Origin of the sequence: Sphingomonas sp. HDW15A (assembly GCF_011301715.1) — a bacterium.
Classification (GTDB): domain Bacteria; phylum Pseudomonadota; class Alphaproteobacteria; order Sphingomonadales; family Sphingomonadaceae; genus Sphingomicrobium.
The window spans coordinates 2,103,633-2,118,515 of sequence record NZ_CP049870.1 but is presented as its reverse complement, the minus strand read 5'-3'; the positions used below and the strand labels follow the sequence as shown (position 1 = coordinate 2,118,515).

The window sequence follows — 14,883 nt, the reverse complement described above, 5'->3', positions numbered from 1 at the left end:
CCGATTGCTGGCAGTTGAACGGCTCATGCTTGCGCAGCTTGCCGCTGGACCATAGGAGCCGGCCATTCCTCACTGGAGACCTAGCGTGACCGACCCCATTCGCCGAGTCGTGCTCGCCTTTTCGGGCGGCCTCGACACCAGCGTCATCCTGAAATGGCTGCAGCAGACTTACGGCTGCGAGGTGGTGACGTTTACCGCAGACCTCGGCCAGGGCGAGGAACTGGACCCGGCGCGCCACAAGGCGGAGCTGATGGGCGTCCGCCCCGAGCATATCTTCATTGACGACCTGCGCGAGGAGTTCGTCGGCGAGTACGTCTTCCCGATGATGCGCGCCAACGCGCTTTACGAAGGGCTTTACCTACTCGGCACTTCGATTGCCCGTCCGCTCATCGCCAAGCGGCAGGTGGAGATTGCGCGCCAGGTCGGCGCCGATGCCGTCAGCCACGGCGCGACCGGCAAAGGCAACGACCAGGTGCGCTTCGAGCTCGGCTATTATGCGCTCGCGCCGGACATCAAGGTCATCGCCCCGTGGCGCGAATGGGACTTGAACAGCCGCACCGCGCTGATCGACTTCGCCGAGAAGAACCAGATCCCCGTGCCGAAAGACAAGCGCGGCGAAAGCCCGTTCTCGACCGATGCCAATTTGCTCCACACCTCAAGTGAGGGGAAGGTGCTGGAGGATCCGTGGGAAGAAGTGCCCGACTACGTCTATTCGCGGACCGACGACCTCGTCTCAGCGCCCGACACCCCGGAAGAAATCACCATCGATTTCAAGGGTGGTGACGGGGTCGCAGTGAATGGCGAGGCAATGAGTCCGGCGACGTTGCTCGCGAAGCTCAATGACTTGGGCAAGAAGCACGGCATCGGCCGCCTCGACTTGGTCGAGAACCGCTTCGTCGGGATGAAGAGCCGGGGCATGTACGAAACCCCGGGCGGGACGATTTACCACGCCGCTCACCGCGGGATCGAGCAGCTGACACTTGATCGCGGCGCCGCTCACCTCAAGGACGAGCTGATGCCCCGCTATGCCGAGCTGGTTTACAATGGCTTCTGGTTCTCGCCCGAGCGCGAGATGCTGCAGGCGGCGATCGATCATAGCCAGGCCAAGGTCGACGGGACCGTCCGGATGAAGCTCTACAAGGGCGGCGTCCACATCACCGGCCGCAAGTCGCCCAACTCGCTCTACAGCGAAAAGGTCGTGACGTTCGAGGACGATGCCGGCGCCTACGACCAGCGCGACGCGGAGGGCTTCATCAAATTGAACGCGCTACGCTTGCGCTTACTCGGACGCCGCGACCGCTGAACGCCGCTTAACATTGCCGGTCGCCGCAGCTGTGGATTGCGCGTCGGGGTAGTGATTGGCGAAGAAATATTCGTGCTTCACGGTGACAGGATAGGCGCGATCGATCGCGTCGATGACGGCGGGCCGGTAACGGGCGTCGAACAAGGGCATGCCTTTGGTTCCGATCGTCCGGATGAAAGCGAAAGCCCGGTCATCTATCATCTCGACGATGAGTCTTTCGTCCCACATCCCGGCGTACGCCAATTCCGAGAAGATTGCCGGCTCCCACACCACCTGCTTGCCGGCTTTGCGGATCAACACCATGTCGTCGGAAAGGACGGGCTTCGACGCTGCGCGTATTTCCTGCACCTGCCGGTCGAGGGAGGCAATTGGGGGGCGTTTACGGGCCTGCTGCACATAAGCGGCCGGGATCGACATGGCCGACCACATCACCGCAATGACTACTGCGGCACCGAAAAATTTGCCGAGGCGGCTATCCGGCAGCAACCGCCGAGAAACCCGGGCCGCAGCAGTTCCCGAAAGAATGGCCGCAGCGGCGCACAAGTCTACGAAGTAATTGACGTTGGAGCCCAGCTTGGCGACCAGGATCAGGCTGACCAGCGAAAAAGCGAGGTAGGCCAGGCAGACCATCGTGGCGAAGGTGGCGACAGGGAGACCCTTGGCCTCCGCCCGTTTCCGCCACAACGCCCAAGTCAGGAAGACTGCGGACAGGGCCGTCAGAACCCAATATTGCGGCTGACCAAGCAAACCCTGGTCCACTTCCTTCTGGAAGTGCGCGAATGAGAAGCGATTCACGTTGTACAGGAAGATATGTTCGACGAACCTTCCATCGGTGAGGGCGGACATCAGCCCAAGTCCGGATAGCCCGAACAGGATCGACCAGCCGATCCCGGTCAAGGCCAGTCGCGGGCGGACCAATAGCATTATCCCGAACAATCCGGCTGGAGCGAAGATTGCGGTCTGCCGGGTGAACAGGGCCAGCACGAATAGCAGCGCTGCGAGAACGATCAGCCGCGGCTTGTCGATGGACCGTATGCCGGCGACCAGTCCCCCGAGACAAAAGGCGAGGGCGAGCATGTCGACGCGGGCCAGAGCGCCCCAGACGACAACCGGGCCGGCACTCAGGAACATGATGAAGGCCAGGACTGCTCCGGCTAAGCGATCGTCCTCTCGGTCCGACGAAAGCAGGGCCAAGCGTGCGCATAGTCCCGCCCCATCAGGGTCGACAGGAGCGCGACCAGCCGGCCGGCGGAGAGCCAGTCCCCTGTGAACAGCTGGTCGGCGGCGCTCGCCGCCAGATGATAGATCGGCGGGTAATGAAAGACGATGAACGGGAAGCGGGTTATGTCGCCGTAACCGGTCCCGGAAAGGATCATGTCTGCTTGTTGCCAGACGATGCCCTCGCCATAATCGATCTCGTAGGGGTAGCGGACCGCGAACCAGGCGTTGTCGAGGAAGCGGGAAAAACGGACGGCCACGAAGGCGAGGGCGACCAGCCATACCAACCCCAGCGGGCTCGCAATTCGTTTGAACATGCTCATCGTCAGGACCGGCGCGGCCGGGCAACGATCAACATCTGTTTTCCAAGCGGCTTGACCGGCGAGGCGAGGTAGGCGCCGATCAGCGTAGGCGACACCGGCAACCGGGATTTCACCGTGAGCGGCAGGAAGCGGGGGCGCACCTCGAGCACGTCATAGCCATTGGCCGTCAGGAAATCGGGAAGGCTGACATGCGACCAGACCGATACATGGGTGAAGTCGTCGAAATATTCGCTGGCGCAGTAACGGTAGTTGGGCTGCAGCGTGGTCAAGGTCCCGCGCGAGGAGAGCCGGGGCTTCAACTGCTTCAGGCACTCGGCAAGCGCATCCCTGGTGAGGTGCTCGAACAGGTTGCTTGAGAAGGCAAAATCCACGGCGCCATGCTCGATCCGGGAAAGGTCGGTGACCGAACCGACAATCGGCTCCACTCCGTCGTCAAGGTGATCCGGCATGCCGTCCCAACTGTCGACGGCAATCCTCCGGCGCGCCCGGACGTTGTTAATAAACTCGCCGTAGCCGCAGCCGAGATCGAGCACGCAGTCGTCAGGCCGGATCCGCTTCGAAAAATAGTATCGCCACAACGCTTTCCAGACGACGTCCCGTTTCCTGTCATGAACCAGCCGCGATTCATGATAGCCGGCCTTACTCATGCAGCCTGCTTCTGCCAGCCGAATACGAGGCCGGCGATCATGCGCGTTCCCACAGTGAAACCGCGCCAGTTGTTAATGTTTCCGCCCTTGGACAGCCCCACCCGCGGATGGAAGGTGATCGGGCATTCCAGAAGCAAATATTCATAGGCCAGCGCCGTATCCAGGAAATGGGCATTGAATTCGAGATTCACGGCCGGGTTCAGCTTGGGCAAAAGCCGCAGAAGCGCGTCGCGTCGGCATAGTTTGTAGGTCGTCCCGACGTCCGTGATCGTGCCGCGGCCGAGATGCTTGAACTCGAGCAGCTTACCGACAAACAGATTGCCGTAATACATGAAGGTCGAAAGCTGGGTCTGGTACTGGCGAAGCGGCTCGACGGTCCGGGTGCCGTTCACGATATCGGCATGGGGCGCGTAGGCGATCAGCTTTTCGATGTCGTAGGCGCGAAATGTCCGGTCGCCTTCGCAAAGCACGACATAATCCGTGTCCTCGAACTTTGCCGCTTCGCTGAGACAGCGAAATACGCAGCGACCGTAGCCGGGAAGCATCTCGTTGAAAGTGAGGGCACCCGCCGCTTCTGCGCGCTCGAACGTATGGTCGCTGCTGTTGTTGCTGACGACGATGACCCGTTCGACCATCGGATGATTCAGGAAGTCGTCGACAGCGTCGGCGATGGAATCCTCGTCGTTATATGCGGTCAAGGCGACGGTCACGCGCTGCCGGATGACCGGCGAATAGCGTACCGGCAGATCGGGCTTCTTGCGGCTGAAGAAATAAAGCAGGTCGGTCAGCGCCAGGAAGATGCCGGCGACGATCGGCACGCCGGAATACCAGACCAGCCAGGCGGCGACCGGATCCAAAATTTCATGAAGGCCCAGCAAGTAGCGCGGAAACACCAGAAGAACGCCGGCCAGGTACATGAACAGCCCGACGCAGAAGGCCAAGACCCCGTACATCAGGATTGGCGTATGGGATCGCTTCCCGCCGTCATCTGAAAGCCTGAAGCCCGCCATCCTTACCCCCCGTGCTACATACATGACAAAACGGACCAGCACCGGCAACCGGTTCGCTCGACATGTCTCCGGGGGTAAGCGAAGAAGGTTAACGAAAACTGCTGAGGGGCAAGGCGGCCATTGCGCCGCCAAGCGATGCGGGACTAGAGCGCTCGTCGGTCGAGAGGGCGGGAACGGGGGTATTAGGTGAGCGTGGCGCCGAGCGAGCAACGCCCTTGGTGGGAGACGCGTTGGTATGTCGCGGCGCTGATCGCGCTGGCGTTCGTCCCGCTCCTCTATCCCAAAGTGCCGCCTTTGGTCGACCTGCTCGGGCACATGGGCCGCTACCGCGTAGAGCTTGACCTTGCCCATTCGCCGGATCTCCAGCGCTACTTCGATTTCCGTTGGCAATTGATCGGCAATCTCGGCGTCGATCTATTGATCGTCCCGCTCGCCAAACTGTTCGGCCTGGAACTGGCGGTGAAGCTGATCGCGATGGCGATCCCGCCAATGACCGTCGCGGGCTTCCTTTGGGTCGCGCGCGAGGTGCATCACCGTTTGCCGCCGACGGCCGCGCTGGCCCTGCCGTTCGCATTCTCGCATCCTTTCCTGTTCGGCTTCCTCAATTTCACCTTGTCGATGGCGCTTGCGCTGCTCGCGTTCGGCCTCTGGCTACGCCTGGCCCGCCTCGGGAAAACGCGGCTGCGAGCGATCGTCTTCGTACCAATCAGCTTCGTGATCTTCATTTGCCACACTTTCGGCTGGGGTGCGCTCGGCCTGCTTTGCTTTTCCGCCGAGGCCGTTCGGCAGCACGACAAGGGGACGAGCTGGTGGAAGGCGGGGCTCAAGGCCGCGCTTCATGCCGTCATCCTCGCCGGACCGGTCTTGCTCATGCTGGCCTGGCGCAGCGAAGTCAGCGGCGCGCCTACCAGGGGCTGGTTTCAATGGGATCTGAAGGGCCTGTGGCTGCTCTGGTCTCTTCGCGACAGGTGGCAGCTCATCGATACCTCGATCCTCACGCTGATAGGGCTAACCGGCCTCGCAGCACTGTGCTCTCGCTGGTTCGTACTGTCGCGAAACCTCGCCTTCTCCGCCTTCGTCTTGTTGCTGACGTTCTTGGTTCTCCCCTGGATGGTGTTCGGCTCGGCCTATGCGGACATGCGGCTGGCCCCGTACGCCCTCGCGATCCTCCTTCTGGCAGTTCGCGCGAAGGGTGAGCCCCCACGCGATTTCTCTCTTGTGCTCGCGGGAATTGCCACCGCGCTGGCAGTCGCGAAATTCTCGGTCACAGCGGTCAGTCTGGCTATCGGCGGTGACCGCCAGGAAAGGCAAATGGAAGCGCTCGAATCTGTGCCGAAGGGCGCGCCGCTCGTGTTCCTCGTCGGGCAGCCTTGTACGAACCCGTGGCCCCTGTTTCGACAATCGCATCTTGGGGCAATGGCGATCGTCCGCAGGCATGCCTTTTCAAACGAACAATGGGCGGTCGAGGGCGCCAATCTGCTCCGGGTGCGTTTCCCCGAAGCCGGATGGTTCCGGGCCGACCCGTCGCAAATGGTAAGCAGCGCGACATGCCGCGAACGACGTTCGGCGCCTGTCGATCAAGTGATGCGGGCAATTCCTCGCCGCGCGTTCGACTTTGTCTGGCTCGTCGACGTGCCACCATATGACCCGAAATCGCTCGCCGGCTACCACTTGGTCTGGAGCGGCGATGGCAGTAGCCTCTTCGCAAACGACCGTTTGCGCGGCAAAGACGGCCAATGACCGCGCTTTCCATCGTCGTCCCCTGCTACAACGAGCAGGAATGCCTGGCGGCCCTTCATGAACGACTGACAAAAGTCGCGCGCGCTACGGCGGGCGAGGATTATGAGCTGGTGCTGGTCAACGATGGCTCGAAAGACCGCACGTGGCCGATGATGCAGGACTTGTGCACGCGCGATCCGCACCTGGTCGCGGTCAACCTGTCGCGAAACCACGGCCACCAGCTGGCTCTGACAGCGGGGCTTGACCTGTGCCGCGGCCAAAAAATCCTGATCATCGACGCCGATCTGCAGGATCCCCCGAATTGTTGCCGGAAATGCTCGCGACGATGGAGCGAGAGCAGGCCGACGTGGTCTATGGCCTTCGCCAGAGCCGCGCCGGCGAAACGCATTTCAAGCGTGCGACCGCCGCGGCTTTCTACCGCTTGCTGGCGCGGGCGACCGACGTCGACATTCCGGTCGACACCGGCGATTTCCGGCTGATGAGCCGGCGCTCGCTCAACGCCTTGCTGGCAATGCCGGAGCAGGCGCGCTTCATTCGCGGAATGGTCGCCTGGATCGGCTTCAGGCAAGTGCCGCTGCCCTACAAGCGCGACGAGCGCTTTGCCGGGGTTACCAAATATCCCCTGTCGAAGATGATCCGCTTTGCGCTCGATGCGCTGACCGGTTTTTCCTCAGCGCCCTTGAAACTGGCCAGCCATCTCGGCCTTGCGCTCGCCGTCGGCTCCATCATCCTCATCGCCTATATCGCCATGTCCTGGGCGACCGGTAAGACCATCCAGGGCTGGACCTCGCTGATGCTTGTGGTGGTGGTGATTGGCGCGGTGCAGATGTTCGTGCTCGGCCTGATGGGCGAATATATCGGCCGTCTGTACAGCCAGGCCAAGCAGCGCCCGCTCTACATCGTGCAGGATATCGCCGGGCGCGACGCCGCCGAGGCCGGCGCCGCTAGCCCGCTGGGACTCATCGCCTCAGCGGAAGGTCCAATGGCGGTGCAGCCAGAAGGTCATCAGCGGCGTTAGAATGACGTTCGGTGCGATCGGCCACCAGGTCGGGCCGCCGAGGCGTTCGACCAGCAGCCAGACCCAAAAGCTGTTCAGCAGGTATCCGATCACGTTCACCGCGACGAACCGTGTCGACATTCCGCGATGATCGTCGCGGCTGCCGTGCCCAGCGAAGCTGATCCAGCCGTGGGCGAAATAGCCGACGATGACGCCAACGATCCAGGCGACGGCGATGGCGACAAGCGGGCTGGTGGTGCGCGTTTCGGCGAGCACATAGTAAATGGCCTGTCCGCCGGTGGTGATCAGCACCCCGACGGTGCCGTAACGCACCAATTGCCAGAATGCCGCGCGCGCGGCCGGATCGGCGGCCGCGCCCTTGAATCGCTGGATCACCGCCGCGCCGCCGCCTCGACCCGCGCCTTGGCCATGGCGATCGACTTGACAAGCGCGGCAGGGATCAGTCTTACCGCCGCCCTCCGAAGTGCCCATTTCAGGTCGCCTCCAATCTCAAGCTTGCGGTCGTTCGGCACGCGGGAATCGAGGATCGCCTTCGACAGCCGCTTCTGGCCCGCCGCATTCGCGTAGAGATAGGTGTTGAAACGGTACCAGGGCATGACATCCGAATTGTCCACGAGGCGTGGACGGATAAAATCGAACACGGCATAACCGTGCGCCTTGAGTTTCTCCCGCCAATATTCGGGCGGCTGCTCATTCACATGATGCTCGCCGCCCTGATGCGGCACCGCGGCGGAAAAGAGAATGACGTCGCCGTGCGCGACGAGATTTTTCACGAACAGGTCGGCCTTGTCGCCTGGCAGATGCTCGGCGACTTCCAGCGTCTGAACCAGGTCGAACTTCTTTTTCAGGTCTAGCGGCGTTCCCAGGTCGTGGGCCTTGAAGGCCTTGGCGGGAATCGCCAGCTGGTCGCGTTTCACATAATTGCCGTCGACGGCCAGCACGTCCGTAACTCCGGCCGCAAGCCATTCCGCCGCCCACGCGCCATGGCCCGCGCCGACATCGAGCAGGCTGTCGATTTTCATTTCATTTTTCAGGATCGCCGCGACCGCGCGTGCCGAACGCCGCGAGCCGGCGTCGATATAAGAATAGAAATCTTCGTTATATTCGTGCTCGCTCATGCCACGCGCCTTGCCCTTCGGTCCCTCGACGCTAGAGCGCGAAACGGAAGTTTGTGCAAGGATGCCCACGTGGAACAACGCTTCGTCGAGTTGCTGGACCGGCATTGGAAGAGCCTGCTCGCGCTGTTCTACGTCCTGCTGTGCGCATGGCTTCTCTATTCCCGCTGGGCAAACATCCAGGGTTTCGTCCTAACCGACACCGACGATAACATGCGGATCAGCCAGGTCCGCGCATGGCTCAACGACGGGCAGGGCTGGTACGACCTCCGCCAATACAAGCTGAACTGGCCGTACGGCGCCAACATCCACTGGAGCCGCTTCGTCGACCTGCCGCTGGCCGGGCTCATCTTGCTTGGACGCCTGTTCCTATCCGGCCCGGACGCCGAGATCTTCGCCATCGCAGTCGCGCCGATGATCCCCCTAGCCGTGCTTGTGACGGCGCTTTCCCTGACGGTTCGCCGGCTGATTCATCCTTCGGCATGGCCCTTGGCGCTCATCTGCCTCTTTTTCGCGGGCTCCACCGTTGCGCAGTTCGTACCGACGCGGATTGACCATCACGGCTGGCAACTCGCACTGCTTGCCGTCGGCGTGGCTGGAATCGCCGATCCAAGGCGGGCGCGCGGCGGCGCAACGCTTGGGCTCGCTTCGGCTCTGTCGCTGGCGATCGGGCTAGAGGCCATGATCTATCTCGCGCTTGCCGGTGTCGGGACGGTTCTCCGCTGGGTCGCAGACCGCGAAGAACGGCGACGCCTCGCCGCTTACGCCGTCAGCCTGTCGGGCGGCACGGCATTCGGCTTCCTGCTTTTCGCGTCCGAGGCCAACCGTCTCGCGGTCTGCGACGCGCTGTCGCCGGTTTGGCTAAGTGATGCGCTACTCGGCGGAGCGCTGCTGCTGGCGCTAGCCTGGTGGTCGCCGGGAAGCTGGAAGATGCGACTCGGCTCGGCAGCGCTGGCGGGTGCGGCCATCGCTGGATTCCACGCAATCGCCTGGCCGCATTGCCTTTCGCGGCTCGAGGGAGTCAGCGACGAAGTCTATAAGCTTTGGCTCAGCCATGTACGCGAGGCGCGGCCATTCTATCGCCATCCGTGGAAGACCGCGGTGACCATAATCGCGCTGCCGGTTACAGGATTGATCGGCTGGGCGATCCTCGGCTGGGCATCGCGCAAGGATCCGGCCCGCCTGGCCCGCATCCTTTGCGCTGCGATTCTCGCACTCGCGGCAGCCGCGCTTCTGTTCTGGCAGACCAGGACTGGCCCGGCGGCGCAGATGCTGGCGATCCCCGGCGCGGTCGCTCTGGTCGTGGTTCTCGCGCCCATGCTTTACAATTCGCGCTTCATGCTGGTTCGGACGTTGGGGACGACCGCGCTTGTCCTCCTCGCTCTTGGCGGACTGGTGCCCCTCTTCCTTGATAGTGTCGCTCCGGACCCCGTGAAGAACGAGCGGCAGAAGGCGATCGCCAAGGCGAATAACCGCTGCCCCTCGCTCGCCGCGATGCGGCCCATTGCCAAGATCCCAGCGGCGACAATGTTCACGTTCGGCGATCTTTCGCCGCGCCTGATCACCGTCACCCATCATCGCGCGATCATGGGCCCCTATCACCGCAACGGAGAACAGATCGTCGACACGATGAAGTTCTTCCGGGGAAGCGCGGACGAAGCGCGCGTGCTGGCCGACAAATATCGCGCCGATTACGTTCTAACCTGCCCGATGATGAGCCAGGCGACCGTGTTCATGGCGGAAGCGCCCCGGGGCTTCTACGTCCAGCTGGAGGAGGGCGAGGTTCCCGCCTGGCTCGAGCCAGTCCCGCTGCCGAAGGGCTCACCGCTCAAGCTGTGGCGGGTGAAGCGCTCAACCCCCGTTCGGGCAAATTAAGCCCCGGCAAGTCCGGGTAGCGAACGCTCCAACCCGTCAAGTACGAACTGGGTCGCCAGCGCGGCGAGGATGACGCCGAGGATCCGGGTGATCATCGCTTCCACCTTGGCGCCGACAAAACGCATCAGCGGCCCGGCCGCGAGCAATGCCGCAAGCGTCAGCAGGATAACGAGGGTCATCGCGACCAGGACGACGACGGACTCTTGGAGACCGTTGGCACGAGCGTTGAGGAGCATCACCGATGCGATGGAGCCCGGTCCTGCGATCATTGGAATTGCCATCGGGAAGACGCTGACGTCCTCCGCTTCGGGCGTGCCCTTGATCTCCTCGGCACGTTCCTCACGTCGTTCGGTGCGCCGCTCGAAAACCATGTCGAGCGCGATCATGAACAGCATGATTCCGCCGGCCAGGCGGAACGCGCTCAGCGAGACCCCGATGTGGGTCAGCAGCGCTTCGCCGAACAAGGCGAAGAACATCAAGATGCACCAGGCGACGAGACACGACCGGATCGCCATCCTTCGGCGATGGGCAGCATCCGTTCCGCTCGTCAGGGAGGCGAATATCGGTGCGCAACCCGGTGGGTCGACGATTACCGCCAACGTGAGAAACGCGCTGGTGAACAGCTCGATCATCTGGGCGGGGGCGGCGGCGCCGCGACCCGGTCATCGATGACCGGCTGCCAGGCCTTGCCGTCCCAAAGCATGGTGACGAAATGGCGCGCCCCAGCCGCATCGACATTCCACTGCCAGACCAACGTGCCGTCCGCGCTTTGGCCGTTGCCTGTCTTTAGCGGATTGCGGAAACCGGCCGGGCGTGCAGGCATGACGGGCGGTTTCGGCGCTGCCCCACAGGACGCGATAACCGGCTTGATGTCGCCACCTTCGTCGCGGGCGAACTTCAATTCGTCCCCGCCGTCATAGATCCACTTCCAGCCGCCGTCGGGCTGTTTCATCCAAACGGTGGTGAAATATCCGACATGCTTACCGAAACCGTTGACCCAAGGTCCGGTATTCACGGCAAGCTTACCGTCGCAAGACACATAGCTGCGGCCTGGCCACCAGTAGATCGCGTGTGGCGGATCCTTGGCGTCCGCCAACGCCTGGTGGGCGTTTACCGGCTGAGGCGCGAAGGTGACGGCGTCGGGAGCGGACCATTTGCGGAAGGCGGTCCACTGACCGAGCTTCTGGGCATCCGCGACGAAGGCGCGCTCGGCGTCAATGGCCGTTGCCGGAACGGGCGCGGCGGCCTGGACGGCGGCTAACAGAAAACTGATCACAGGCGCGGCTCCTCCAATCCCTCACGGCGATGCGCCGCGACCAGGGTGTTGCGCAAAAGCATGGCGATGGTCATTGGCCCGACCCCGCCCGGCACAGGCGTAATCGCACCGGCAACCTCGGCAGCCTCGTCGTAAGCGACGTCCCCGACCAGCCGGCTCTTGCCCTCTTCGCCTTCGACGCGATTGATTCCAACGTCGATGACTGTGGCCCCCGGCTTGATCCAGTCGCCCCTGATCATCTCCGGACGGCCGACGGCGGCGACGAGGATGTCGGCGCGGCGGCAAAGCGCAGGCAGGTCCTTCGTCCGGCTATGGGCGACGGTGACCGTGCAGCTTTCACCGAGCAGCAGCATCGCCATCGGCTTGCCGACGATGTTCGAGCGGCCGATGACCACGGCGTCCTTCCCGGTGAGGTCGCCGAGCTCGGCTTTCAGCAGGTGCAGGCAGCCGAGCGGCGTGCAGGGCACGAGCGCCTCGGCGCCCACCGCAAGTCTTCCGGCATTTTCGACGTGAAATCCGTCGACGTCCTTTTGAGGATCGATTGCGGCGATGACCTTGCGCTCGTCGATCTGGTTGGGAAGCGGAAGCTGGACCAGGATTCCGTCGACATTGGGATCGCGGTTGAGCGCGTCGACCAGCGCCAGCAGGTCGGCCTCGCTCACGCTGTCCGGTAGACGGTGCTCGATCGACTTCATTCCGGCTTCGTTCGTCGCCTTCCCCTTGGAACGGACATAGACGCTGCTCGCCGGGTCCTCGCCGACAAGCACGACTGCAAGCCCAGGCGCGCGGCCGACCGTCTCGCGAAAAGCTGCGACCCCGTCGGCGACCCGCGCACGAAGTGCCGCCGCCGCGGCCTTTCCATCAATCCGGCTGGCGGTCACGGTCAGACCGAATAAGCGACGTTGGTGAGGATGATCCTCAGGATTCCGATCGTCACCAGCAGCAGGAAGGGCGACCAGTCGACTCCGCCGGTCACCGGCAGGATTTTCCGGAACGGCCGGTAAAGCGGCTCGAGCAGGCGGTCGAGGCTGTCGTAGATTGAGCGCAGGCCGCTGTTCGAATGGTTGAGGACATTGAAAGCGAACAGCAGGCTAAGGATCGCGGCCGCGATGACCAGCCAGCCAAGCACGTTCAAAAGGAAAAGGACGATCTGGATTACGGTCAGCATGGCGTAGGATTAGCCGCCTCGTCGCCGCGCATCAATCACGGTGCGAAACGATTGCGCTGTGCCTCGGCAAGGATGACCGCGAAATCGTCGTTCGGGGCGACCCATTCCTGCAATGGCGTCCAGCCACCAGCTAGAAGCAGCATGCGCGCACCGCGCGGCCCGTATTTGTGGCTGTTCTCGGTATGGATCGTCTCGCCCTCGGCAAAGTCGAAGCGCCGCCCGTCGATGGTGAATGCCACATCGCGAACCGCGCGCAAGTGCATCTCGACCCGGGAAAGCATGTCGTTCCAGCGGGCTTCATGGACGAAGGCATCGATTGGAATGCCGGCATCCAGTTCGCGGTTGATCCGCCGAAGCAGGTTGAGGTTGAACTCGGCCGTCACGCCTTCGGGATCGTCATAGGCCGCCACCAGCCGCTCGACCGGTTTGATCCGGTCCATCCCGATCAGCAGTTTCGAGCCTGTGCCCAGGATGTCGCGAAAGTGACGAAGCAGGTCCGTCGCGCTCCGCGGCACAAAATTGCCGATTGTCGACCCGGGAAAGAAGCCGAGGCGGGCAAGGCCGTCGATCTCGACCGGAAGCGATACTTCCTTGGTGAAATCGCCGACCACCGGAAAGACGTCGATCCGCTCATGGTCGGCGTCGACCGTTGCCGCGCTGTCTTTCAGATATTCGCCACTGATGTCGATCGGCACATAAGCCCCGGGCGGACGGCCTTGAGCAGCAAAGGCGTCTTGGTCTGCGATCCAGCCCCGAACTCGACCACGGCCCCGCCAGTACCGGTCAGCCCAGCCACCTCGGGCATGATCGATTGAAGCAAGGCCGTCTCGGTTCGCGTCGGATAATAGGATTCCAGCCGGGTAATATCGTCGAACAGCTCGCTTCCGCGCCGGTCGTAAAGCCAGCGCGCTGGGATCGACGGTATGGGTTCGGCAAGGCCGTTCAGAACATCGGCTCGAAATGCCGGATCGGCTCGTTCAATTGTCTCTTGCAAGCCGAACTCCCGTGAATTGCCAGCGTGCCGAAGGCGGAAAGAAATTGCGGTAGCTTGCCCGGCTGTGGCCACGGGGCGTGGCGCAACTTGCGCCCTTCAGAACGAACTGACCGCACATGAACTTGCCATTATATTCGCCGACCGTTCCTTCCGCCGGCTTGAATCCCGGATAGGCAAGATAGGCAGATCCCGTCCATTGCCAGACATCGCCGAATGGGCCGCCGCCAGGCTTCGGAAGAACGGCGCCGGCGCGATCGAGCTGGTGGCCGAGCATCGGATCGGCGGAAGAAAAGAAGTCCTCCCATTCCGCTTCGGTCGGAAGCCGCGCTCCCGCCCAGCGGGCGAAAGCGTCGGCTTCGTAATAGCTGACATGGCCGACCGGAGCGGCGCGGTCGAGGTCGCGGCGCCCAGCTAAGGTGAATGACGACTGGTTGTCGTCCGCCCAGTACAAAGGGCGCGCGATCCGTTCGGTTTCCCGCCAGTCCCATCCCTCGCTCAGCCAGAGCAGCGGATTGTCGTAGCCGCCGTCGGCGATAAACTGCTGCCATTCTCCATTGGTGACGCAGCGCTGGGCGATGGCGTGCGGGTGGAGCAGGACTTGGTGGCGCGGGGTTTCACAATCGTAAGCAAAAGTCCCGCCGGGTGCCGCGCCAATCTCGGCCAGGCCTTCGCGACCGCGATGGTATTGCAGCGGCTCCGCGGCGTGGCAGGGTGCCGGATCGAGCTGGCCGTAGGCCGGCTCCAGCGGGTTTTCGGCAAATGTCGCCAGTATGTCGGTCAGGAACAATTCCTGATGCTGTTGCTCGTGCCGGATACCCAGTTCGATCAGCGCCAAAGCCTCTTCGGGCAAGTTCGGCAGTGCCTCTTCCAGCGCGGCATCCACCGCAGCCCGCCAGTCCCGCACTTCGTCCAGGCTCGGGCGGCTGATCATTCCGCGCCGCGGCCGGGCGTGGCGCTCGCCTTCGCCATTGTAATAGCTGTTGAACAGGAACGGCCAGCGCTCGTCATGCAGTCGATATCCCGCAACATGGTCGCGCAGAACGAAGGTCTCCAAGAACCAGGTTGTGTGGGCGAGATGCCATTTCGCCGGGCTGGCGTCGGGATGCGGCTGTATCGTCGCGTCCGCGTCGCTCAAAGGTGAGGCGAGATCGAGCGTCAGCCGCCGTGTCGCGCGCAGGCGCGACAGCAACGGATCG

At 63.0% G+C, this 14,883-nt stretch carries 14 protein-coding genes and 2 pseudogenes; 4 read left to right on the top strand and 12 right to left on the bottom strand.

All coding sequences use genetic code 11. From position 1 onward, the window contains the following. Window positions 1-85 precede the first annotated feature (85 nt). The gene (locus G7076_RS11060; protein ID WP_166202823.1) at window positions 86-1,303 is read left to right on the top strand and encodes an argininosuccinate synthase; all 1,218 of its coding nucleotides are present in this window, start codon (window positions 86-88) and stop codon (window positions 1,301-1,303) included. Here G7076_RS11060 and G7076_RS11055 read toward each other — a convergent pair. From G7076_RS11055 to G7076_RS11040, 4 genes are read right to left on the bottom strand one after another with little or no spacing between them, the layout of a single operon-like run. After that, window positions 1,280-2,497 carry a hypothetical protein gene (locus G7076_RS11055; RefSeq protein ID WP_166202820.1) on the bottom strand — a complete coding sequence of 406 codons (1,218 nt, stop codon included), beginning with the start codon at window positions 2,495-2,497 and terminating at the stop codon, window positions 1,280-1,282. The two genes, G7076_RS11060 and G7076_RS11055, sit on opposite strands and share 24 nt — an antisense overlap. Next, on the bottom strand, window positions 2,458-2,838 hold the full coding sequence (locus G7076_RS11050) for a hypothetical protein (RefSeq protein WP_166202817.1): 381 nt from the start codon (window positions 2,836-2,838) through the stop codon (window positions 2,458-2,460). Before G7076_RS11050 ends, G7076_RS11055 begins: the two co-directional genes overlap by 40 nt. A gap of 8 nt (window positions 2,839-2,846) precedes the next feature. After that, a complete protein-coding gene (locus G7076_RS11045; RefSeq protein WP_166202814.1) occupies window positions 2,847-3,491 on the bottom strand; it encodes a class I SAM-dependent methyltransferase in 645 nt (214 codons plus the stop codon). Beyond that, complete coding sequence (locus G7076_RS11040; RefSeq protein WP_166202811.1) at window positions 3,488-4,501, bottom strand: glycosyltransferase family 2 protein; 1,014 nt, start codon at window positions 4,499-4,501, stop codon at window positions 3,488-3,490. The genes G7076_RS11045 and G7076_RS11040 overlap by 4 nt, the downstream gene beginning before the upstream one ends. Before the next feature lie 186 nt (window positions 4,502-4,687). Between G7076_RS11040 and G7076_RS11035 the strand changes: the two genes are divergently transcribed. Together G7076_RS11035 and G7076_RS11030 are read left to right on the top strand one after the other, a co-directional pair. Beyond that, entirely contained in the window at window positions 4,688-6,241 is a 1,554-nt protein-coding gene (locus G7076_RS11035) for a hypothetical protein (RefSeq protein ID WP_166202808.1), read from the top strand. Continuing rightward, window positions 6,238-7,259: pseudogene (locus G7076_RS11030) on the top strand (glycosyltransferase family 2 protein). Before G7076_RS11035 ends, G7076_RS11030 begins: the two are co-directional and overlap by 4 nt. On the opposite strand, the gene G7076_RS11025 reads toward G7076_RS11030, so the two are convergent. After that, window positions 7,209-7,634 (bottom strand): GtrA family protein, encoded by a 426-nt coding sequence (locus G7076_RS11025; protein WP_166202806.1) that lies wholly within the window; start codon window positions 7,632-7,634, stop codon window positions 7,209-7,211. The pseudogene G7076_RS11030 and the gene G7076_RS11025 overlap by 51 nt on opposite strands. Continuing rightward, window positions 7,631-8,482 carry a class I SAM-dependent methyltransferase gene (locus tag G7076_RS11020; protein ID WP_166202805.1) on the bottom strand — a complete coding sequence of 284 codons (852 nt, stop codon included), beginning with the start codon at window positions 8,480-8,482 and terminating at the stop codon, window positions 7,631-7,633. The genes G7076_RS11025 and G7076_RS11020 overlap by 4 nt, the downstream gene beginning before the upstream one ends. On the opposite strand from G7076_RS11020, the gene G7076_RS11015 reads away from it, so the two are divergent. Next, on the top strand, window positions 8,447-10,249 hold the full coding sequence (locus G7076_RS11015) for an AcrB/AcrD/AcrF family protein (protein WP_166202803.1): 1,803 nt from the start codon (window positions 8,447-8,449) through the stop codon (window positions 10,247-10,249). The two genes, G7076_RS11020 and G7076_RS11015, sit on opposite strands and share 36 nt — an antisense overlap. Here G7076_RS11015 and G7076_RS11010 read toward each other — a convergent pair. The 6 genes and pseudogenes from G7076_RS11010 to egtB all read right to left on the bottom strand — a co-directional run bounded on the left by G7076_RS11010 (window position 10,246) and on the right by egtB (window position 14,876). Continuing rightward, window positions 10,246-10,881 (bottom strand): MarC family protein, encoded by a 636-nt coding sequence (locus tag G7076_RS11010; protein ID WP_166202801.1) that lies wholly within the window; start codon window positions 10,879-10,881, stop codon window positions 10,246-10,248. The genes G7076_RS11015 and G7076_RS11010 overlap by 4 nt on opposite strands. After that, window positions 10,878-11,525 carry a hypothetical protein gene (locus tag G7076_RS11005; protein WP_240913788.1) on the bottom strand — a complete coding sequence of 216 codons (648 nt, stop codon included), beginning with the start codon at window positions 11,523-11,525 and terminating at the stop codon, window positions 10,878-10,880. The genes G7076_RS11010 and G7076_RS11005 overlap by 4 nt, the downstream gene beginning before the upstream one ends. Further along, complete coding sequence (gene folD, locus G7076_RS11000; protein ID WP_166202799.1) at window positions 11,522-12,406, bottom strand: bifunctional methylenetetrahydrofolate dehydrogenase/methenyltetrahydrofolate cyclohydrolase FolD; 885 nt, start codon at window positions 12,404-12,406, stop codon at window positions 11,522-11,524. The genes G7076_RS11005 and folD overlap by 4 nt, the downstream gene beginning before the upstream one ends. 2 nt (window positions 12,407-12,408) lie before the next feature. Beyond that, entirely contained in the window at window positions 12,409-12,693 is a 285-nt protein-coding gene (locus G7076_RS10995; protein WP_166202797.1) for a YggT family protein, read from the bottom strand. Between the two features lie 35 nt (window positions 12,694-12,728). Further along, a pseudogene (egtD, locus tag G7076_RS10990) lies at window positions 12,729-13,687 on the bottom strand (L-histidine N(alpha)-methyltransferase). Beyond that, the gene (egtB, locus tag G7076_RS10985) at window positions 13,671-14,876 is read right to left on the bottom strand and encodes an ergothioneine biosynthesis protein EgtB (RefSeq protein WP_166203610.1); all 1,206 of its coding nucleotides are present in this window, start codon (window positions 14,874-14,876) and stop codon (window positions 13,671-13,673) included. Before egtB ends, egtD begins: the two are co-directional and overlap by 17 nt. Window positions 14,877-14,883: the final 7 nt, after the last annotated feature.

What these genes read in the sequence shown, in the direction of transcription:
- G7076_RS11020 (WP_166202805.1), bottom strand. Translation starts at nt 8,482, where the DNA reads ATGCCGGTCCAGCAACTCGACGAAGCGTTGTTCCACGTGGGCATCCTT.
- G7076_RS10995 (WP_166202797.1), bottom strand. Translation starts at nt 12,693, where the DNA reads ATGCTGACCGTAATCCAGATCGTCCTTTTCCTTTTGAACGTGCTTGGC.
- G7076_RS11040 (WP_166202811.1), bottom strand. Translation starts at nt 4,501, where the DNA reads ATGGCGGGCTTCAGGCTTTCAGATGACGGCGGGAAGCGATCCCATACG.
- G7076_RS11045 (WP_166202814.1), bottom strand. Translation starts at nt 3,491, where the DNA reads ATGAGTAAGGCCGGCTATCATGAATCGCGGCTGGTTCATGACAGGAAA.
- G7076_RS11010 (WP_166202801.1), bottom strand. Translation starts at nt 10,881, where the DNA reads ATGATCGAGCTGTTCACCAGCGCGTTTCTCACGTTGGCGGTAATCGTC.
- G7076_RS11050 (WP_166202817.1), bottom strand. Translation starts at nt 2,838, where the DNA reads ATGTTCAAACGAATTGCGAGCCCGCTGGGGTTGGTATGGCTGGTCGCC.